Here is a 20,688-nt window from a genome sequence, read left to right as displayed (position 1 = left end):
GATTTTTTTTGACCTAAATTTTATGGTAGCTTAGAGGTCTGTTTCCCATCAGTTTTCCTCAATATTTTGAAGTTAACATACGCAAAAAGACATCTATTATTCACTTTATTCCTCACTTTGGTTAGTGGATCGGTTTCTATTGCCATATCGGATTTTTTTGCGGAAAACCTCAATCCAACAAATCTACGTAACCAAAAAATTCAAGATCCTGAATTAATAGGTCCAGATAAGCTTTGTAACGTCTATGGAAGCGTAATAGGAGATTTTTTTGGTGCTGGAAATCCCCAAACTGATGTGTATTTATGGAAAATTTTTAATCCAACTGGCCAATTGGTTTTCGATAAATCAGGAGGGGAAAGTTTTCAAACCATCAGCTATACATTTGACCAAATCGGAACACACCGGGTAGAATTAATTGTAAGAAGACCAGGGGTCCCTGATTTTAGCCAATCACAAGACGTAGAACTGATTAAAGGACCTACGATTAGTTTACTTCCCGCCTATGAGATTTGTGATATAAATGGGATCAGCATTTCTGCCATAGATGAAAATAGTTCTGAATTCACAGACTATGAATTTATTTGGGAAGATGGAGAAGGAAACGTGATAGGGGACTCCAATACCATCACAGTAGTTGAACCAGACCGGTACACGGTAACGTTTTTCTTCGAAGATGAAGATGGAAACCAAGCCTGTGAAACAAGCCTTTTCACAGATATCAGTTTGTATGAAGGATATGAAATAGAAAGCTCTACCCCATTCATTTGCCCCGACAATACCGTTACATTAACTACCTCCGAGGACTTGAATGGATCCTGGTATTTTAGAAAACTCCCTAATACTGATGAAATATTTCTAGATCAGGATAAAAGTATCGTGATCACTCCGATCCTAGACCTTGACATGCCAGGAGAATATGAAATCATTTTTAAACCAAACCCTGTCAGTGGAAACAACTGCTTGATTGAAAAGACCTATCCATTAACCTATTATCCTCAGCCAGACTATGAGGTCATAGATAGCAAAAGTTCATCAAACTGTTTGATCCCAGATGGAAGTATTACTATTCGGGCCCTCACTCCGCTAGATAAAGTCTTCTTGGAAGAAAGTGGGGAATCATCCCCTCCATTAAATCCCGGAGAAACTTATGAATTTACCAATCTTAAATCTGGAGCTTATACCCTCACTGGTGTATTAGGAGGTTGTTTGAATTATTTAGGATCTGTTGTCTCCCTAGCTACTGAGCCTGATAGTTATAAGTACGACATACAGAATATTACCGGCGAGGCATGTACAGCTGAAGGAAAAATAAATGGCTCTATTAAAATCCTTTTTCCAAATGGTCCAGTAAGTGGATCTTATCGATTGATCAATGAAAAAGGCACTTTGATCAGAGAAAACGAGGTTCTGGGTATAAGCAATCTTGAAATCAGCATTCCTGGAGGACAGTACTATTTTGAGTTTTATGGAGAAGACGAATGTAGAATTCCTAGAGCGGATTTGATAGATGTACCAGGACTAGAACAAACTGATTTTTCTGTCCCTGAAATATTGACTGTTTGCCAGTCATTCGAACTATTCCCAGAATCAAATCAGCTTTTGGATTATCAACTGCAACTTCCTGATGGCACTACGGAATATAAAAGCAATGGAGAGCCTTTTGTAATCACTCAAGCAGGACCTTACAAAATTACTGGTTTGCTTCCTAATCAATCAGAAGTCTGTCCTTCAACTCTTGAATTTGAGGTTACCCTAGTAGACCCAGTAGACTTTAAACCAGTATTGATCAAACAGGACTGTTTTGGGAATAGAACCTACTTCGCTGATATTTCAGGGGTAGATCCTTCTGCAGTAATTTTCTCCTGGTACAATGAAAATGATGAGTTGATAGGAACAGGCCAAACTATGTTTCCTACTTCATTTGGAGAATTCAAGCTGGATGTTCAGCCTTCCAATAGTGCAGCTTGTCCAATTCCTCCAAAATCTTTTTTGATTGAAGAGCCCATATTAGAGGTGGATGTGAGCATGGAAACTACAAAACTATGTGAACTTGGACCAGGTGCGACCATTTCAATAGAAACAACATTCCCTGATGAGGTGACAGATATACTATGGAGAAGGTATACTTCAACTGGGATTATTGAAGAACTCGATCAATTTAAAGACGAAACCGAGATTACAGTTTTTGAAGATGGAACCTATGAAGCTTCTGTGTATAGTATAATCCCCACTATAGAAAAAGATTGTGAGTTAGGCAGAAATTCAATTGACTTGACTTTCAATACAGAAAAGGTTGAATTTTCAGTCCCTGATTCATTATCTATTTGCCAGTCTTTTGATCTTATTCCCGAAACAGACCAACCATTACAATTCATATTAACTCTTCCAGATGGAAGCACCGTTGAAAAAGATGCAGATAATCCATTTGAATTAACCCAAGAAGGAAATTATAGCCTCTTTGGCTACCATCCTGAAATAAGCTCCCCTAATTGCCCAGTCATTAAGGACTTCTATGTAAAGGTTAATCAACCAATTCCTTTTGAGCCTATATTATTTAGCGAGGATTGTAATGGTGAAAAAACCTATCAAGCGAAATTGACCGGGGCTTCAGCTGAGGATGTACTAATATTTTGGTTTGACGAAGACAATAACCTTTTAAGTACTGATGAATTTATTAGCATAGGCAATTCAGAATTTGGAAACTATTACTTAGAAGTCCAGCCAAGGAATAGCGAACCCTGTGATCTAGAACCCATTTTATTTGAAGTAAAAGAATCAGTTTTGAGTCTTGAGGTATCTTTACTAGCTGCTCCACTCTGTCCTGAAGCCACAGATGCCGCAATTTCCATCGAGGCAGATTTGGATTTGGTCAATACCATAGAATGGTGGTTTACTGACTTAAATGGAAATCAGACTCAATTGACCAGCCAAAAGAATATGCCTGAAATATTAGCTTCTGAGGAAGGCACATATGAAGCAAGGCTTTACAATAATGTTCCATGCTTGGTGGGTTCAGATTTAGTTTTACTTACTAGAAGCATGGATCAAGTTAGACCCGAAGTAGATGAGCGTTATCAAATCTGTCCAAGGTATGAAATCGCGCCTGTGATCAACCCTGGAAGTTTTGCTTCTTATGAATGGTACCATGAAGGAAACCTGGTTTCCACAAGCCCAAACTATAAACCTTTGTTGGTAGGGAATTTTGAACTTGTGGTATATAGTGAAGAAGGATGCGCATACAGTACAAATTTTGAAACCATTGAGGAATGTGAACTCCGAGTAACTTACCCAAATGCTATTGAGCTCGATAATCCAGATAAAGGCTTTTTGGTTTACACCAATTATCTTATTGATGAATTAGAGGTCTTCATTTTTAATCAATGGGGGCAGATGGTTTTCAATTGCAAACAAACGGACTTGATCAAAGAAGAATCAACTTGTTTTTGGGATGGGACCTACAATGGTAAAAAAATTCCAAATGGGGCCTATTCTATCCGACTCAATTATGTGAACCTCGAAAGAGGGATCACTGATTATCAAATTGGATCAATATTAGTAATCAACTAAGGGTAAATTACTAAGTGTTTAAGTGGAATAGATTTTGATATTTTTCGGCATGCGATTAGAAAGTTCAATTCTTTCTGAGGCAGATCATGTAAATTTGCAGACACTTAAATAAGTAGAAATTTTGCGAGCTAAAGACCAATTTCCTACCTGGAAGATTGGAATCCTGTATGCAATGATCAGTTTATTGACTGTATCATCCCCGTTAACCTCCATAAGCGCCGTAAAAAATATTCACAGAACGGTCGCTGAAGATTTTGGAGTACTGGAATTAATGGGTCCAGAGTACTTATGTATTGTTTTTGGAGGAGTTATAGGAACCTTTAGCGGCGGGGGTGATCCCGAAACAGACGTCTACACATGGGTAGTCACCGACCAAAACGGGGAAGTAATATTCAACCAATCCGGAGGTGGAGTACAATATGAAACTGTTAAAATTTCATTTAATGAAATTGGTAAGTACCAGGTTAAGCTGAACGTAAGGAGAAATAATCAAAGTGATTTCTATGAAAAAACCATGGAAGTTACTGTTCAAAAAGGCCCTGAATTAGCATTAGAGCCAGATTACCTCCTTTGTAATGGAGGATATGCCGAACTTACTGCGATCAATCCCAACAATACTCCAAACATCAATGACTACACCATTATCTGGAGAGATGTTTTGGATAATGAAATTGCCTCTGGCAATACCATTCAAGCTTATTATGAGGGATATTATAAAGTAGAAATCTTTTTAACCAATTCTGAAGGTGGACAAGATTGTTTAATTACAGGTTCAACTTTCGTAGGCCCTCCTATAGATTTTAAAATAATCCAAAGTTCAGAACAAATCTGCGAAGGGGAGAACATTACTTTTTCATTGGACACTCCTCTTTCTGGGGAATGGTTTATCAGAAAAGACACCGAGACCACCAAAGTAAGCCTTGGTGAAGGATTTGAAAAGGTAATTCGATCTGAGGACATCGATGGCATCGGGTATTTTGAAGTATACTTCAGTGCAGTGAATGAGGAATTCCCAGATTGTAGATCTGAGAGAAGGAAATTCTTTTTTGTAAATGAAGCTCCAAAAATCCAACTAAGTATGACAGATCAACCTGAGGACTGTTCTGACTCTTCTGGAGGCTTTCAGGTAACTACGCAATCTGATATTGACTCCCTATTTATTCCTGAACTTGGCTTAACTGAATATGGTGTTTCTGTTGGCCAAACACTTTCTTATTCTAATCTCAAACCAAAGATATATACCATAAAGGCCTTTAAAAATGGGTGTGAAGTAACGGAGTTAATGAAGTTGGAAGCCATGGATCCACCTTTGACAGCTTCTCCTCCTAGTCAGGCAAATGTTAACATCATAGAAGAACCAGAAACCTGTAGTCCTACTGGGGTATCTCGAGGAAAATTGACTTTTGAATTTGATGAACCTGTCACTGGTTCTTTTAGGGTCATGCAAGAAAACGAGGGGGAAATAATCTATGGGGAACTGATCAACGAAACGAGCAAAACTGTCGATTTATTAGGGGGGAAATATGTGCTGGAGTTTATTATGGGAGGTTGTACTTACCCAATGGAAGAAGTAATAATCGGAACTGAAAAGCAGGTGGAATATTCTGTTCCTGAATCCATCAACATTTGTGAAACCTTTGATTTGATCCCAGAAACGGAAGAAGACCTAACATACACCTTAACTTTTCCGGATGGACATGAGGAACAAATAGGAGCTAATGGTGCCTTTTCTTTGACTGAACCAGGAGATTATGAAATATTAGCAGTCTCTAATGATGGGAGTTCAGGACTATGTCCAAAGAAAAGACAATTCACCGCCTCTCTCTCACAGTCAATTTCATTTGACTATCAATTGATCGAGGAGGACTGTTTTGGGAATAAAGTTTTTGAGGCTTCCATTGAAGGAATAGAACCTGAAAATGCTAGTATTCGTTGGCAAAATTCAGACGGAGAAATAGTGGGAAGAAGTCCCATATTCTATCCTACAGCTTATGGCACCTATTCCTTAATCGTACAACCATTAGGAAGTGGTTATTGTCCTGTTGAAAAGATTTATTTCGAGGTTGTTGAGCCGATTTTTAGAGTTGATACAAAACTGGAAGCTACCAAAATCTGTCCTCAGCCTTATGAAGCGACCATTACTTTGACTACTGATGAAGAAGCAGTAGATCATATTGAATGGATCTTTTTTGACTTAAATGGAAATCGAGAAAATCTTACCGAATTGGATGATTTATTGGAGATTCCAGCAGTGGAAGTAGGAACCTATGAGGTAGTAGTCTACAGTGAGTTGGGCTGTGAATTAGGTAGAAACCAAATAGAAGTTGAAGAAAGTACTTTTACGACTCTTCCACAAGTAGAGGATTCTTATGCATTTTGCTCTATAGAGAATAACACGATCCCTGCTATAGACCCAGGAGATTTTGCGACTTATAGTTGGTTCCATGAAGACCAACTGGTATCCACCTCCCCTACTTATAAGCCAGAAGAAATTGGAGATTACCTAATAGTAGTTACCACCGAAGATGGCTGTGAATTTACAGCAGAATTCAACACTTATGATGCATGTAATTTCCAAGTGGTCTATCCTAATGCCATGATCTTAAACCAAGCTGATAAAGATTTCAGAGTTTTGATCAGTGAAGGCGTTTCAGAGGCAGAGCTATTTGTATTAAATAGACAAGGAACTTTAATTCATCATGAGTTAACCAGCGAAATCCCAGTGGAGGCGCCTGTATTACAATGGGATGGAACAGTCAATGGGAAAAATATTCCAAGCGGTACTTACGTAGTCATTTTGTTGTTACGAAATAATGAATTTGGTTTTGAAGATAAGATAACTAGCTCACTGTTAGTTATCGAGTAAAGAATATCTTGATTCTTTAAAATTTTTATATAATCGGAAAAGCCTTAATCCGATATTTTTCCTATTTTCAAAGCCATTTCAAAAGTTATTTTAATGACCCAGTAACCAAAATACCTAGCTTATGACTCAAACCATCAACAAAAGTGCGCTCTTCAACGCGAGTTGTTTTGCACTGATTACAACGGCATTTTCATTCAGTATCAGTGCCGGAACATTAAGACAATTAGGAGATGACTTAGGATATACTGCCGAAAGGTTAGGGTATATCAACTCCCTATGGTTCTTTGGATTTCCAATAGCGATGATCATCGGAGGATTGATCTATCATTCTATAGGACCTAAAAAAATCATGAAAATCGCATTCCTTTCTCACTTTATAGGAGCAGCATTGACGCTGTTTGCGATTTATTTTGTTTCAGATATGAGCTATGTTTTGCTACTAGCTTCAAATCTTTTAATGGGAATTGGATGCGGATGTACAGAGGCAGCTTGTAACCCAATGATTGCTGATATGTATACCGGTTCGACGATGAATAAAATGCTAAACAGATTCCACATGTGGTTCCCTGGTGGTATTTTCGTTGGAGCTCTTCTTTCAGAAGCAATGACTAGCCTTGGGTTCTCTTGGCAAAGTCAGTTCTGGTTAATTCCTATTCCTGCAATCATTTACTTCTATTTATTCAACGGAAAAACTTTCCCTAAAGCAAGTGTAGAACAAGCAGGTTCTTTGTCAGGAAACATCAAAGCGATGTTTACTCCTTTATTCCTTTTCATCTTCGCATGCATGGCACTTACTGCAATTACTGAGTTTGGACCACAGAAATGGACTGGATTGATCATGGAAAGTTCTGGTGCTAAGCCTATGTTGATCCTTGCTCTTACCACTGGACTGATGGCTGTATTGAGATTCTTCGGAGGTCCAGTAACCAAGGCATTGGGTCAAACTGGTGTTTTATTGGGAGGTGCTATCGTATCTACCATAGGAATTTACTTGTTTAGTACACAAACTGGTGTAATGGCTTACGTAGCAGCTATTTTCTTTGCCGTGGGAGTTGCCTTCTTCTGGCCTACTATGATTGGATTTGTCGCGGCAAAAATCCCAAAAAGCGGTGCCTTAGGCATGTCAATCATCGGTGGTGTAGGAATGTTTTCTACCGCGATTTTCCAACCTATTATCGGTGGATGGATTGATAGCGATATTGCAGAACAAACAGCTTTGGGATTAACTGGAGCGGAACTAGATCTTGCTGCAGGTCAAGCAACTCTTTCTACAATGACTACTTTCCCAATTATTTTGATTGTGGCATTCTTGATACTGTTCTTTTGGCAGAAAAGCTCAAAACCTTCAGTAGCAACAGCACATTAAAAAAGAGCAGCCTTCGGGCTGCTTTTTTTTGCTTTATTGATTTCCACATGAATAGGAAGTATACTCTTCTTTAAAAAGAGACCAAATCTTCCCCTCTTCATCTCGGTATGTAATACCTTCATACCTTTTTGAAACTTCGATACCACCTGTAGTTTCTATGGTGGATCCATCTTTCAATGTGATCACACAAGGACCTTCAAATTTCTGAATGTCTACTAATTTGGTATCTTCAAACAGGCTACAACCCATTAAAAGAAATAGAAGAGGGATAACTTTTTTCATTTGTTCCTACTAAAACTCAAGGCTAAAATGAACAAAAAATAGTTCTTATAAAAACTGATATCACTGCTAGAAATACTTTATCCACTCCTTCCAATGATTCATCATTTTTCTTTTAAATAAGTGTTAGATATTCTAGCCAAAATCCAGCTAGATAACCATCGTGGGCTGAAACCTCCTTTATCCGTTTTATTGGGCACAAAAAAAGCTCAACCGCTATGGATGAGCTTTGTGACCTCGTCAGGATTCAAACCTGAAACCTCCTGAGCCGTAATCAGGTGCTCTATTCAGTTGAGCTACGAAGCCGAAATGGAATGCAAAGGTATTTATTTTTCTTTTTATTCCAAACAAGTACAAGGCAGAAAAAGATCTTTTTGTAAATTTAAACTTGATCAACACTTAAGAATAATTAAGACTAAAAACAGGGTAATTCCTTCAGGAATTCATATTTTTGCCCGCGATGAATTTGAAATTCAATCCTTATTTAATGAAAAAATTATACACTATTTTGTTCGCTTTGGTTTTATTCCAAACCGCTTTTGCACAGGAAAAGCCAAAAACTCCAATTGGAGGAAGACCAAATATTCCAAGCAACTTATCTTTTGAGTTCGGATTTAACCAATTAAACAACCGACCTGAAGACATGAGCCTGAACTTCTTTGGTTCCAGGACTTTCAATGTATACTTCCAGCACCCATTTAAAATATTTGGTGAAACATCTGGTTTTACATTCGATCCAGGTATCGGCTTTGGAACAGACAAATACGCTTTCAAAGATAGGAAAAACCTGTTTAATGATGTAGAGAAAGGACCTGAATCCAGTGACCTGCTTGAAGTAACTGAAGTATATGGAGAAAATATTCGTTTGAATAAAAACACCTTTGCAGCAAACTATATAGACTTTCCATTAGATTTAACATACCACTTCAATAAAACCAATCATTACAAAGGATTCAGGGTTTCATTAGGAGCCAAGTTAGGCTTGCTTTATGAAGCACATTCTAAAATTAAATTCACTGATTCTGATGGTTTAGAAAGAAAAATCAAGGATTCCCAGAATTATGGACTTGAGAAATTCAGATATGGATTGACCCTAAAAGCAGGATCTCCTGGTTTTTATGCCTGGATGTATTACGGATTGAATAAAACTTTCCAACAAGGAATGGGACCGATTGGAACGGGAGCAACACAACTTAACTTTGGGGTTGCAGTCAATGTCTTCTAATCCCATTCAGCATATCAAAAAAAAGCCGGAATTATTCCCGGCTTTTTTTATGCTATTTTTTTGAATAGTACTTCTAAAAAAAATCAGGGGTAAATCAACTCAAACCCCAAAAAGCAAATGATAAATCCATACACAAAGCCAATATAAATTTCCGATGGTTTGTGAGCGTTTAAATAAAGCCTACAAGTAGCTACCAACCCAGAAAGCACAATGGCTCCTAGTAACGGATACAATGCATCGAAGGTGGCGAATTTCAAATTCAGGACTATAACTGTCGCCACTAAGCCCCCTAATCCAGTCATATGTGCAGACATTTTCCAAAAAAATGTTACCAAGGTCAAACCTACAATGGAAACAGATATAATGCCTAATACCTGCCAAAGAATGGGGTCCAATTCATTCTTATCATGCAGAAAATAGGTGGTCAATAAAAAATAGATGGTAGTCACGATAAATGGGACAATCCGATCCTTTATATCGACCATATGGATACTTTTCAAAGTACCACTCAGTCTTAACCCAAAAATAGTCACCATTGGTATGGCAAGGGTAGACAAGACAATTAAAAGGAAGATTCTGTTTTTAAAAACATCTGGGATACTGCTTGCCTCTGGCACCAAGTACAAGATCAATCCAAACACCAGGGTAGGGACTAGCAAAGGCTGAAAAACTACTGAAACAAATAAAGCAATAAATCTAGGCACTAGAGTTCTTTTCTTAGTCTTGCAACCGGTATTTGAAGTTGTTCCCTATATTTTGCCACCGTCCTTCTAGCTATATTATATCCCTTTTTATTGAGCATCTTCACAAGCTTATCATCTGATAAAGGCTTTTTCTTATCCTCTTGATCCACCATAGCCTGCAAAACTGATTTTACTTCACGGTTACTTACATCCTCTCCACTATCCGTTGCAATTCCTTCCGAAAAGAAATACTTTAAAGGATATACACCAAATTCTGTCTGGATGGCTTTACTATTTGCTACACGAGACACAGTGGAAATATCCATATCAATTCTTTCCGCAATATCTTTTAGAATCATCGGACGTAGGTTGGTTTCATCCCCATCGATAAAAAATTCCTTCTGATAAGTAAGTATTGCCTCCATGGTCCTCAACAAGGTATTTTGTCGTTGCTTAATGGCATCAATGAACCATTTTGCAGCATCTAACTTCTGTTTGACAAAAGACACTGTCTCTTTGAGCTTTTTATCCTTCTTATCACTCTTATCATACGCATCAAACATCTCAGAATAAGACCTGGAAATTCTAAGCTCGGGTGCATTCCTGGAATTTAGGCTAATTTCCATTTTTCCTCCGTTATTCGTCAGAATAAAATCAGGAATAATGTATTGGGTACGGACCAATCCATCTGCTACGCCTCCAGGCTTCGGGTTCAATTTCGTAATTAGATTTACCGCCTCTTTCGTCTCCTCCTCCGTTAGATCACACTTTTTCTGAATCTTGGAATAATGCTTTTTTGTAAACTCATCAAAACAGTCATGAATAATTCGAAGAGCATGGATTACCGTAGGATCTTCTGGATGTTCTTTGCGTTCAAGCTGAAGTGTCAGACATTCTTGAAGATTTCTTGAAGCGATTCCAGCAGGATCAAACCCCTGGATTTTTCTTAAAATTTCCTCCAGTTCATCAATATCAGTTTCAATATTTTGACTAAAAGCCAAGTCATTTATTATCGCGTCTAGGTCCCTACGTATATAGCCATCGTTTTCTATACTGCCAATCAACTGTTGCCCGATGATTCTTTGTCGATCATCCAACTTCAGAAAATTAAGCTGAGACACTAATTGCTCATGCAAGGATGACTGACTGGAAATCGGGATTTCCCGATCTTCTTCATCAGGGCTATAATTCCCATCTCCTTGCATCTTGTAACCTCCATATTCATCATCGAGGTAATCGTCAATGTTAACATCCCTATCATCCTGCACAGAATCCTCCTCATAACTATCTTCAAAATCGTCTTGAGAACTATCTGAATCTTCATCCTTCCCTTCTTCCAGAGCAGGATTTATTTCCAACTCTTCCTCAATTCTGGTCTCCAATTCTGCAGTTGGTACCTGCAACAATTTGATAAATTGGATCTGTTGAGGAGAAAGTTTCTGTGAAAGTGACTGGCTAAGATTTAGCTTTTGCATTAGAAATCAGATAAAACCAATATTTGGGTTCAAAAAAGGCCTTTTCAAGTGAAAAAGCCTCATACCCAAAGTTAGGAAAAACAAACAATTTTTTGATAAAAAGCTTATTTAATCGTTTTTTTGCATTCCACTTTAATATCATCGGAAATAGATATTTTCCTTAAATAAATTCTCCTAATGGCATTTAACAAACGGGTCAAAATCAAGACCATCCTGGATGAAAGTCCAATAGGTTCAGAAGTGACACTGATGGGCTGGGTACGTACTAAAAGAAGTAACAAGAATGTTTCATTCATCGCTCTTAATGATGGATCTATCATTACGAATTACCAAGTAGTCGCAGACCCTAATGTGATCTCAGAAGATATCTTAAAAAATTGTGCTACAGGAGCTTGTTTGAAAGTTACTGGAAAGGTAGTGGAATCCATGGGAGCTGGACAGGCTTCTGAATTGAATGCTACTTCAATTGAAATATTGGGCAAGGCAGATCCTGAAAAATATCCACTTCAACCTAAAAAGCATTCCCTTGAGTTTTTGAGAGAGATTGCACACTTAAGAATAAGAACCAATACTTTTGGAGCTGTTTTCAGAGTTAGGCACGCCTTGGCTTTTGCTGTACATAAATACTTCAATGATAAGGGGTTCTTTTATATCCATACCCCAATTATCACTGCTTCAGATGCTGAAGGTGCTGGTGAAACTTTTAAAGTAACTACCCTAGATCTCAAAAACCCTCCATTAAAAGAGGATGGTGCGATCGACTATACAGAAGATTTCTTTGAAAGAGAGACCAACTTGACTGTTTCTGGTCAATTGGAAGGTGAATTAGCTGCTCTTGCTCTTTCTGAGATTTATACCTTCGGCCCTACTTTCCGTGCAGAGAATTCAAATACTGCTAGGCACTTAGCAGAATTCTGGATGATCGAACCTGAAATGGCATTCTACGATGCAGAAGACAACCAAGACCTCGCAGAAGACTTCTTAAAATATGTCATCCAATATGCGTTGGATCATTGTGCGGAAGATCTCAAATTCTTGGATCAACGAGTTGCTGAGGAAGAAAAAGGAAAGCCTCAAGACCAAAGAAGTGAATTGGGATTACTTGATAAGTTGAAATTCGTAGTCGAAAATGATTTTGAAAGACTAACCTATACGGAGGCAATCGATATTCTTAGAAACTCCAAGCCCAATAAGAAAAAGAAATTCGCTTACCTTATTGACGAGTGGGGTGCTGATTTACAATCTGAGCACGAACGCTACTTAGTAGAAAAGCACTTTAAGAAGCCAGTAATCTTGACGGATTATCCAAAGGAAATCAAATCCTTCTACATGCGTCAGAATGAGGACGGAAAAACTGTAGCAGCTATGGATATCCTATTCCCAGGAATTGGTGAAATTGTCGGAGGTTCTCAAAGAGAAGAAAGACTGGATGTTCTTACCCAAAGAATGCAAGAAATGAACATTCCACAGGATGAAATGTGGTGGTATTTAGACACCAGAAGATTTGGTACTACCCCTCATGCCGGATTCGGTTTGGGATTTGAACGAATGGTACTGTTCGTAACAGGAATGAGCAATATCCGAGATGTGATTGCATTCCCTAGAACCCCTGGAAACGCAGAATTTTAATCATCATTCCCCGGCCAATTTGTCGGGGATTTTTTTTTGATTCCTTAAGTGACCATCCAAAAGGTCACCCAAAATAAAATGTACCTGTAAATAATAAAACTCGGGATGATAAACAATCCTAACAGGACACTTCTCCAAATAGCTCCTAGATTATCCACTTCGAAAGCCTTTCGGATAAGAAAAAACATGTAGAAAACGATTATTAGCAAAAACACAATGCTAATCGTCAATTCATTGAAAAGGGTACTCATCGAGAAATCAAAAATCTTACTAAAAAGGATCACAATTGCTGGAAATAAGACCAATACAAAAAGTATATAAAACCCATAAAAATATGCTGAGGCTGCAAGAAAGTCCACTAAAAACAGCCTTTTAGTCTTCCAGAAAATGACTTTCAGAAATAGCCCTTGAAGAATTACTAACACGATTAACAATAGTTTTCCATTGGAGGCGGATACCTTTTCAAACTCAGCTTGGAAATTCCCCATATCTAAATCATTGGTTTGAATATAGGATTCTACTATTGGACGAATAGAATTACTGTATGGTAATTGATGCATCTGAACGTCCAGCGAGGTGTTAAATGTAGATATCAAAGGAAAAATGAAATAGATCAGGTTTGCGAAGAAGAAAAGTTGGAGTGGAGTTAGGTATTCCTTTCGAATTCCAATGACGAAACTTTTTGTCAATTCTCCGGGATTCGTAACCAGAAGCTTGATGGTTTTAAAAAATTTGCCATCTGCCACAAACACAGATGAAATAGCTTCTTCTAAAAAATGAATAAAATTTTTGTCTTTCGCTTCAATCCGCTTTTCTCCACAATTGTAACAAAAAGTACCTTTCAATTCTGTATTGCATCTAGCACATCGTAAAGTACCTTTTTCCATTCTTTAGAGGGTAATTCCTTCACCGGTAATTTCCTGAATTATTTGGTTAATTCAAACTGCCTTAAACTAGCTCAACTCACTACTTTTATCCTTCTGGCCAAAGGAATGCAAAGTAAACTAAAGAAGATTGCTAAATAGCCCACCAAATTGAAATTAGTGAGTTCTCCAGCGGTATTCTCCCCTATAATTACCCCTGCAATAAGCGACGCCAACCCAGTTGCCATTTGTTGGACTGCAGAATTAAAACTCAAAAAACTCCCTCTATTCTCAGGTTTTGCCGTTCCAGTAATCAAGGCTGCGGCAGGCACAAATCGACCATTGGAGGTCACAAAAAATAGTGTGGAAACCATTAGGACAAAAAAGATCGGAGTAACTCCTAGGTGGGTTATGATTGCAATAGGCACCACATTCAAAGCCATGAAAATGGTGAAAATCTTCAGTTTACCATACTTGTCAGAAAGTTTACCCACCCAAGGAGAAGTAAAAATAGTAAAAGCTCCTCCTGCCATATAAATGTAAGTTAACTGCATCTCTGTAAAACCAATATTTGATACCGTATAGGGACTTAGGAATGGGATAATCATAAACTGACCAAACATCATCATCACAGACAAGGAAATTGCCCTCATTTGATTGGAGTCCCCAATTACACGGGATATCACCAACATGGGATTGGGTCTCAAATACCCTTGATCTAAATGATCCCTGATCGATGGAATAAACTTAAAAACCATGACAAGGCTCAACAAAGAAGTACCAGTAAGAATAAAAAATGGAGTATGCCAATTGGAAAGACTTGCCAAAAACAGGCCCAATGGAACGCCCAAAACCGAGGCTACGGAAAATGCTGCCATGACCAATCCCATGGCCCTACCCCTTCTTTGATCAGGAATAACATCTCCTATAATAGCCAAGATCAATGCGGAAGTAAGTCCTCCGAAGAGCCCTGATAAAACTCTTGCAAATAATAATATGGAATAACTTGGAGATAAGGCACAAGCCAATGTGGCCAAGGTAAAGCCCATATACACCCATAATAAGATTTTCTTTCTATCGAATCGATCGAGAAAAAACGCACCAAAAAAACTTGAAATCCCAGCGCTGAATGTATAGGAAGAAACCAAAAGGCCAAATTCTCTAGGACTGATTTCAAATATTCTCATCAACTGAGGACCTAATGGCATCAAGATCATAAAATCAACTATGTGGATAAAGTTGATCAATGCTAAAGTCCAAAGAAGAAACTTTTCATTCTTCATAAAAGGGATGTAAGGAGTAGTTTATAGAGAAATGCTATATATCACGATATATCAAGTAGGTTATAAGTCTCCGGAATAGCCTCAATCAAGTCAGAGGCGATTAGTCCCTTTCTCTTTTTTGCTCCAGCAAGTTCTCCTGCCAACCCATGATGATATACCCCACAAATAGCGGCATTCTCTGGTTCATACCCCTGCCCTAAATAGGAAGTAATCATTCCTGTCAACACATCTCCAGAACCACCAGTTGCCATGTATTTGGTACCGGAAGAATTAAAAATCTGTCGTCCATCTGGCAAGGAAATGACTGTATTAGCTCCTTTAAGGACGAGAATTAACTCGTTGGTAACAGAGAATTCTTTTGCCATTTCCAGTCGCTCCAAATGATTCTTTGCAGGACCTACTAGACGGGAAAACTCGCCTATATGCGGGGTTAAAATTGAATTTTTGGGTACAAGTTCAAGCAATTCCTTACTTCTTGCTAAAATATTCAAGCCATCCGCATCAACCACTACGGGGCTTTTAAATTCTTCCAAAATCTGAGTCAATAAATGAACCCTACCATCTTGCCCCCAACCAGGTCCAATTCCTACCGAATCGTAAAATTCTAAATTTGCGATCAGACCCCAAGAAGCCATGGCCTCAGGAACTGCTGTTTGGATGATATCTCTTTCTGAATCTTCTATATGGCAGGTAACAAGTCCAGTCCCTGTTCTTAATGCACTTTTCGCACATAAAATCAATGCTCCCATTTTTCCAGGACTGCCACCAGCAATTAAAATTTTCCCATAGTCACCTTTGTAGGAAAACCGATGGAAAGATTTGTGAAGTGCAGGAATATCCTTTTCCTCTAAATAATAGAAGTTTGAATCAAAGACTTTAGAGGTCTCCTCCTCAATCCCAATATCCACCAATACCAACTCTCCTACGTACTCAGCATTTTCAGGAAGTAGTAAGGACAATTTTGGAAATGCAAAAGTAACGGTATAGTCTGCTCGTACAGCTAAACCCTGGTGGATGGTTTCAGAAGGAAGACCACTTGGGATATCTACCGAAACAACGGGGCCCGAGAACTCATTTATATAATCAATGATTGGAATACTAGATTCCCTTAAAGTCCCTGTAAGTCCGACACCCAAATAACAATCAATCAGTACTAAATCACCTTCATACTTTAACTCATTGAAATCCAATAGTTGAACAGATTTAGGAAGCAATTCCCAATTGGCTGACGCGTCGAGTGATAGTTTATCTGGGTCAGTAAAACAAGGAACCACAGACACTTGAACACCTTGATTTGTCAAAATCCTAGCGATTGCAAGTCCATCTCCCCCATTATTTCCCGCTCCCACAAAAATCAAGACCCCATACTCTTTGAATTGATCTTGTGCAACATACCAATCCACAAACCCCAAAGCAGCCACTTCCATCAATTCTTGGCTCGACTGCCCGGATATTGAAATATGTTTAGCATCTAACTCTTTTACTTGAGCACCTTGAAGGATCTTTTTCATGGGAACAGAGATTAAGAAGCGTTTAATTGACTTTTCGGAATCGTAACCAATAGTAAGAAGCCTAACCCTACTAGGAAAAAGATTCCTAGAGTCAAGGAACTGTTTCGCATACTTCCAGTAAGCTGTTCGATCACGCCATAGGAAAATGTCCCTAATACAATAGCCATTTTCTCGGTAACATCATAAAAGCTGAAATAAGAGGCGTGGTCTGTGGTTGATTCCGGAATCAATTTGGAAAAGGTAGATCTTGATAAGGATTGGATTCCACCCATTACCAAACCTACTACAAAGGCTAGAGCAAAAAACTCATAAACCGTGTACACGTAATAAGCCGCTCCGCAGATAAAAATCCAAATGATGACCATGATGACCAAACTGGATTTATTTCCATACTTCTTGGATAAAAAGGCAAAGAAATAACTTCCTATAATAGCCACAAACTGAATAATCAAAATGGTTAAGATCAATTGATCTCCAGGAAGCCCTAATTCCTTATCCCCAAAACTTGCAGCCAAATACATAACTGTTTGTACGCCCATCGAATAAAAGAAGAAAGAAGCTAGAAATTTGTTCATTACTCCAATTTTCCTCACTTCAAAAAACACTTTGCGGATCTCTTTATACCCTTTGGATAAAATCTCCCTTGTTACATTCTTCCCAAAAGGGTTCTTAGGCAGCACATTGAAAGTAATCTGAGCAAATCCTGCCCACCATACTCCAGTAATTAAAAAGGACAGCCTGGCAGCGATCCCTCCATCAGGAATCATAAAGGCAGAAGGAAACTGTATCATCAATAAATTGAGAATCAGTAAAATCACGGATCCAATGTATCCCAAGGCAAAACCTTTTGCACTCAAAAAGTCATATTCATTCTCCTCGGAAATTTCAGGTAAGTAGGCATTATAAAACACAATACTCCCTGCATACCCTATACTAGCAAGGACACTACATATAATTCCAAATTCAAGATTACTCCCATCAAAAAAGAAAAGTCCTACACAGGAAATTGCGCCTAAATAAGCAAAAAACTTCATAAAGCTTAATTTCTTTCCTGTGGAATCTGCTATTCCTGATAACAAGGGAGAGATCAAAGCAATGATCAGGAAGGAAAAGGAAATGGAATACGAATACAGAACTGTATTAATCATTTCAAAACCAAAGAAATTCACTTTATCACTTCCATCAATTGCTTTGGTGACATTGTTGTAATAAACCGGAAAGATGGTAGACGTAATAACAAGACTATAAACAGAATTTGCCCAGTCATACATGGCCCAACCGTTTTGGACCTTCTTTTTATTTTGTAGTGTTGCTAGCATGGGGTAAACAAAAAAAGCTATCCCGGTATGGGGATAGCTTTAAATATACTGAATTGTTTCTATTTAGTCTTTTACAACTTTACCAACAGAAGCGTAAAGAACTCTTCTTGCATCCGCTTCTCTCAATTCAGTTTGAACGTCAGAGATTGGACCCATTTTAACATCCTTATCCACTTTCATTGAAATTGTAATCCCTCCACGGTCCGCTTCAGGCAATGCATCTCTTTCTTGGTTTACCCACTGAACAATTTCGTCAGTTGACATCAAGGCATCGTTAGCTTGAACTCTTGGTTCGGTTCCATACAATGATGTATTCTTTGGCTTACCAATGAAGATGTAAGAAATCAATGTTTTCTTTTGCAATTTCTGAAGCTGAGTAGCTTGAGGAATTTTTTGCTCAACCAATATCTCCTGATCTCTCAACACGGTAGTTACCATGAAGAAGAAAAGAAGCATGAAGATAATATCCGGCAACGCCGAGGTTGGGATATTCTCAGAGACTTTATTTTTCTTTCCGAACTTTCCCATATTAATTGCTTCCTAGTTTATCTGGTTCTGCGATGGAAATCTGCATTGCAATGCCTTCTTTCCCTTTGTCAATAAGCGCTTGTTCTGCGTCATCTTTACCACTAAGAGCTCTGTACTCGTCAGTTGACAAGTTTGCTCTCGTTGCATAGATATCGAAGTAAGCCTTTTTCACCAAATCCAATACTTCAAGATACTTTTCGTAGCTAGTACCTCTGTTTGTTTTGATGGAAACAACAGCTTCACTTGGATAGTCAGAAGATTCAGGATTTCTAGCTGCTTCTGCTTGAAGAGAAGCTGGCAAAGAATTGTAAAGTGCAACTGCTTCTTCATCCGGCGCACCGAAATTCAATACAAATGCTTTAACATCCTTATCAAGACCATCGGCACTTTCTCTGTATTCTCCTTCTACAAGAAGATCATCGTTCGCGTTGACAAGAATGGTGTAGATGTTACGCTCATTCTTTTGAATGTCTGGTGGCGGAACGTTAGGATCCACTTTTGGAGGGAGTACATTCAAGATACCCTTATCCGATGCAATAGTAGTAGTGACGAGAAAGAAGATCAGGAGCAAGAACGCTATGTCAGCCATAGAACCTGCATTGACCTCCTGAGCCATTCTATTTTTCTTTCTAGCCATATTACTTTATCGCTTTGTTTAATTCAGTTACTACGATTCCAGCCAATGCCGCAATCGCAAGTACGTACGTAGTTATAAGCATTCCTCCCACTAACTTAGATCCATCTGCGGTTAAGTTGAAAGGTTCTGCTTCAAATTTTGGAAGTACTTCGTCGCTAGAAACAGAGTAAGCGATGAAGAACAACACCAAGATGCCAACGATACCCACTACTGTCTTCAACAAACTCTTAGGATCATTCAAAGAGTTGATTAAAGGCATTACAATAGAAGCGAAAGCTCCAATCGCAATTAGTAAGTAACTACCGTATAATAAAATGTCATAAGTATCCATAATGTAGCTTTCTTCGGGGTTAACTTAAATAATTGAAACTCAAATTTTGACGGCTTACTTACCAGTCAATTTGTGCTTCACCAAGATGTCCACCAAAGTGATAGAAGCATCTTCCATATCGTTAACCAAAGAGTCAATTTTAGCGACACAGTAGTTGTAGAACAACTGAAGGATAATCGCTACGATCAAACCCGCTACTGTAGTCAAAAGGGCAATTTTAATACCACCTGCCACAAGAGATGGAGAGATATCACCAGCTGCTTCGATAGAGTCGAATGCACCGATCATACCAATTACAGTACCCATGAAACCCAACATTGGAGCAAGAGAGATGAAAAGAGAGATCCAAACTAGACCTTTTTCCAATCTACCCATTTCAACAGATCCATAAGCAATGATGGACTTCTCAACCATTTCGATACCCTCAGAGTATCTCATAAGTCCTTGAGTAAAGATTGAAGCTACAGGGCCTTTGGTGTTTCTAGTAACATCCTTAGCCGCTTCAACTCCACCTGAAGACAAAGCATCTTCAACCTTTGCCAACAATTTTTTGGTGTTGGTCGTAGAAAGGTTCAAAGTGATGATTCTTTCGATGGCTACAGCAAGACCTAAGATCAAACAGATCAATACTGGAGTCATGTACAAAGGATCACCTTCGATAAACTTGTCTTTAACTACTTGGTGGAAGCTTTGCTCCTCAACGACGATCTCGTCATCAATGATTGTTGGTGATGCAGCAGGTTCTTCTGCTACAGGAGCCATTTCTTCTTGAGCTGCAGAATCAGCTGCTGCTTCTTGTGCGTTTGCGAAAACAGGAACAAACATGATACCTGCAAGCATGAACAAAGCGATTAACTTTCTCATAATTTGATTTTTAAATAGACTTTTGATAAAGGTTAAATGGTTTCTACACTAAAATCGAGTTTTAAAGTTATCATTTTTTAATTTCAAAAAACAATGGACTCTTTTAGATTTTTTGGAAAAATCCTGCTTTTAAAGCGGAATTGGGGCAATTATTACACGAGCGGAAAATATTCCTTTGAACTGTCATAGGCTTCTAATTCGCCATTTAAAGGTCAGAATAGTCCATTTTCAAGTGTTAATTCATTCCAAAACAATCTCTTAA

The 20,688-nt window shown here is 38.4% G+C and carries 16 protein-coding genes and 1 tRNA gene; 5 read left to right on the top strand and 12 right to left on the bottom strand.

The genetic code is table 11. From position 1 onward, the window contains the following. Positions 1-66: 66 nt before the first annotated feature. The 3 genes from BUR11_RS17385 to BUR11_RS17375 all read left to right on the top strand — a co-directional run bounded on the left by BUR11_RS17385 (position 67) and on the right by BUR11_RS17375 (position 7,799). Positions 67-3,567 carry a gliding motility-associated C-terminal domain-containing protein gene (locus tag BUR11_RS17385; RefSeq protein ID WP_143186064.1) on the top strand — a complete coding sequence of 1,167 codons (3,501 nt, stop codon included), beginning with the start codon at positions 67-69 and terminating at the stop codon, positions 3,565-3,567. A gap of 121 nt (positions 3,568-3,688) precedes the next feature. Then, positions 3,689-6,433: a hypothetical protein gene (locus BUR11_RS17380; protein ID WP_074226293.1), complete on the top strand. Its 2,745-nt coding sequence runs from the start codon at positions 3,689-3,691 to the stop codon at positions 6,431-6,433. Between the two features lie 121 nt (positions 6,434-6,554). After that, positions 6,555-7,799, top strand: coding sequence for an MFS transporter (locus BUR11_RS17375; protein ID WP_074226292.1), 1,245 nt, complete (start codon positions 6,555-6,557; stop codon positions 7,797-7,799). Between the two features lie 33 nt (positions 7,800-7,832). Here the strand turns inward: BUR11_RS17375 and BUR11_RS17370 are convergent, their stop codons facing one another. Both BUR11_RS17370 and BUR11_RS17365 read right to left on the bottom strand, forming a co-directional pair. Then, positions 7,833-8,081: a YgdI/YgdR family lipoprotein gene (locus BUR11_RS17370; protein ID WP_074226291.1), complete on the bottom strand. Its 249-nt coding sequence runs from the start codon at positions 8,079-8,081 to the stop codon at positions 7,833-7,835. 229 nt (positions 8,082-8,310) lie between these two features. Further along, positions 8,311-8,384, bottom strand: a tRNA-Arg gene (locus tag BUR11_RS17365). A gap of 181 nt (positions 8,385-8,565) precedes the next feature. Here BUR11_RS17365 and BUR11_RS17360 point away from each other — a divergent pair. Continuing rightward, a complete protein-coding gene (locus tag BUR11_RS17360) occupies positions 8,566-9,303 on the top strand; it encodes a porin family protein (RefSeq protein ID WP_074226596.1) in 738 nt (245 codons plus the stop codon). Positions 9,304-9,386: 83 nt separating this feature from the next. Here BUR11_RS17360 and BUR11_RS17355 read toward each other — a convergent pair whose 3' ends face one another. Continuing rightward, positions 9,387-10,007 (bottom strand): PA-phosphatase, encoded by a 621-nt coding sequence (locus BUR11_RS17355; protein ID WP_074226290.1) that lies wholly within the window; start codon positions 10,005-10,007, stop codon positions 9,387-9,389. Then, complete coding sequence (gene rpoN, locus BUR11_RS17350; RefSeq protein WP_074226289.1) at positions 10,007-11,461, bottom strand: RNA polymerase factor sigma-54; 1,455 nt, start codon at positions 11,459-11,461, stop codon at positions 10,007-10,009. Before rpoN ends, BUR11_RS17355 begins: the two co-directional genes overlap by 1 nt. Before the next feature lie 177 nt (positions 11,462-11,638). On the opposite strand from rpoN, the gene asnS reads away from it, so the two are divergent. After that, entirely contained in the window at positions 11,639-13,090 is a 1,452-nt protein-coding gene (gene asnS, locus BUR11_RS17345; protein WP_074226288.1) for an asparagine--tRNA ligase, read from the top strand. A 44-nt stretch (positions 13,091-13,134) separates the two neighbouring features. On the opposite strand, the gene BUR11_RS17340 is transcribed toward asnS, so the two are convergent. From BUR11_RS17340 to BUR11_RS17305, 8 genes are all read right to left on the bottom strand, one after another. After that, positions 13,135-13,977 carry a DUF3667 domain-containing protein gene (locus tag BUR11_RS17340; RefSeq protein WP_074226287.1) on the bottom strand — a complete coding sequence of 281 codons (843 nt, stop codon included), beginning with the start codon at positions 13,975-13,977 and terminating at the stop codon, positions 13,135-13,137. Between the two features lie 71 nt (positions 13,978-14,048). Continuing rightward, a complete protein-coding gene (locus tag BUR11_RS17335) occupies positions 14,049-15,236 on the bottom strand; it encodes an MFS transporter (protein WP_074226286.1) in 1,188 nt (395 codons plus the stop codon). Positions 15,237-15,277: 41 nt separating this feature from the next. Beyond that, on the bottom strand, positions 15,278-16,747 hold the full coding sequence (locus tag BUR11_RS17330) for a bifunctional ADP-dependent NAD(P)H-hydrate dehydratase/NAD(P)H-hydrate epimerase (RefSeq protein WP_074226285.1): 1,470 nt from the start codon (positions 16,745-16,747) through the stop codon (positions 15,278-15,280). Positions 16,748-16,758: 11 nt separating this feature from the next. After that, positions 16,759-18,066: an MFS transporter gene (locus tag BUR11_RS17325; protein ID WP_074226284.1), complete on the bottom strand. Its 1,308-nt coding sequence runs from the start codon at positions 18,064-18,066 to the stop codon at positions 16,759-16,761. Between the two features lie 63 nt (positions 18,067-18,129). Next, positions 18,130-18,594, bottom strand: coding sequence for an ExbD/TolR family protein (locus tag BUR11_RS17320; RefSeq protein WP_074226283.1), 465 nt, complete (start codon positions 18,592-18,594; stop codon positions 18,130-18,132). Position 18,595: 1 nt separating this feature from the next. After that, positions 18,596-19,231 carry an ExbD/TolR family protein gene (locus tag BUR11_RS17315; protein WP_074226282.1) on the bottom strand — a complete coding sequence of 212 codons (636 nt, stop codon included), beginning with the start codon at positions 19,229-19,231 and terminating at the stop codon, positions 18,596-18,598. 1 nt (position 19,232) lies between these two features. Next, positions 19,233-19,562, bottom strand: a complete 330-nt coding sequence (locus tag BUR11_RS17310; protein ID WP_074226281.1) for a hypothetical protein — start codon at positions 19,560-19,562, stop codon at positions 19,233-19,235. A gap of 54 nt (positions 19,563-19,616) precedes the next feature. After that, positions 19,617-20,426, bottom strand: a complete 810-nt coding sequence (locus BUR11_RS17305; protein WP_074226280.1) for a MotA/TolQ/ExbB proton channel family protein — start codon at positions 20,424-20,426, stop codon at positions 19,617-19,619. Positions 20,427-20,688 lie beyond the last annotated feature (262 nt).

Source organism: Algoriphagus halophilus (genome assembly GCF_900129785.1).
GTDB classification, from domain to species: Bacteria; Bacteroidota; Bacteroidia; order Cytophagales; family Cyclobacteriaceae; genus Algoriphagus; species Algoriphagus halophilus.
Note: the sequence above shows the minus strand (reverse complement) of the source record. Positions and strands in the feature narration are given on the sequence as shown.

Bases quoted from the DNA above. Each gene is read 5' to 3' on its own strand.
- BUR11_RS17375 (WP_074226292.1), top strand. From the start codon at position 6,555: ATGACTCAAACCATCAACAAAAGTGCGCTCTTCAACGCGAGTTGTTTT.
- BUR11_RS17370 (WP_074226291.1), bottom strand. From the start codon at position 8,081: ATGAAAAAAGTTATCCCTCTTCTATTTCTTTTAATGGGTTGTAGCCTG.
- BUR11_RS17360 (WP_074226596.1), top strand. From the start codon at position 8,566: ATGAAAAAATTATACACTATTTTGTTCGCTTTGGTTTTATTCCAAACC.
- rpoN (WP_074226289.1), bottom strand. From the start codon at position 11,461: ATGCAAAAGCTAAATCTTAGCCAGTCACTTTCACAGAAACTTTCTCCT.
- asnS (WP_074226288.1), top strand. From the start codon at position 11,639: ATGGCATTTAACAAACGGGTCAAAATCAAGACCATCCTGGATGAAAGT.
- BUR11_RS17340 (WP_074226287.1), bottom strand. From the start codon at position 13,977: ATGGAAAAAGGTACTTTACGATGTGCTAGATGCAATACAGAATTGAAA.
- BUR11_RS17335 (WP_074226286.1), bottom strand. From the start codon at position 15,236: ATGAAGAATGAAAAGTTTCTTCTTTGGACTTTAGCATTGATCAACTTT.
- BUR11_RS17330 (WP_074226285.1), bottom strand. From the start codon at position 16,747: ATGAAAAAGATCCTTCAAGGTGCTCAAGTAAAAGAGTTAGATGCTAAA.
- BUR11_RS17325 (WP_074226284.1), bottom strand. From the start codon at position 18,066: ATGCTAGCAACACTACAAAATAAAAAGAAGGTCCAAAACGGTTGGGCC.
- BUR11_RS17320 (WP_074226283.1), bottom strand. From the start codon at position 18,594: ATGGGAAAGTTCGGAAAGAAAAATAAAGTCTCTGAGAATATCCCAACC.
- BUR11_RS17315 (WP_074226282.1), bottom strand. From the start codon at position 19,231: ATGGCTAGAAAGAAAAATAGAATGGCTCAGGAGGTCAATGCAGGTTCT.
- BUR11_RS17310 (WP_074226281.1), bottom strand. From the start codon at position 19,562: ATGGATACTTATGACATTTTATTATACGGTAGTTACTTACTAATTGCG.
- BUR11_RS17305 (WP_074226280.1), bottom strand. From the start codon at position 20,426: ATGAGAAAGTTAATCGCTTTGTTCATGCTTGCAGGTATCATGTTTGTT.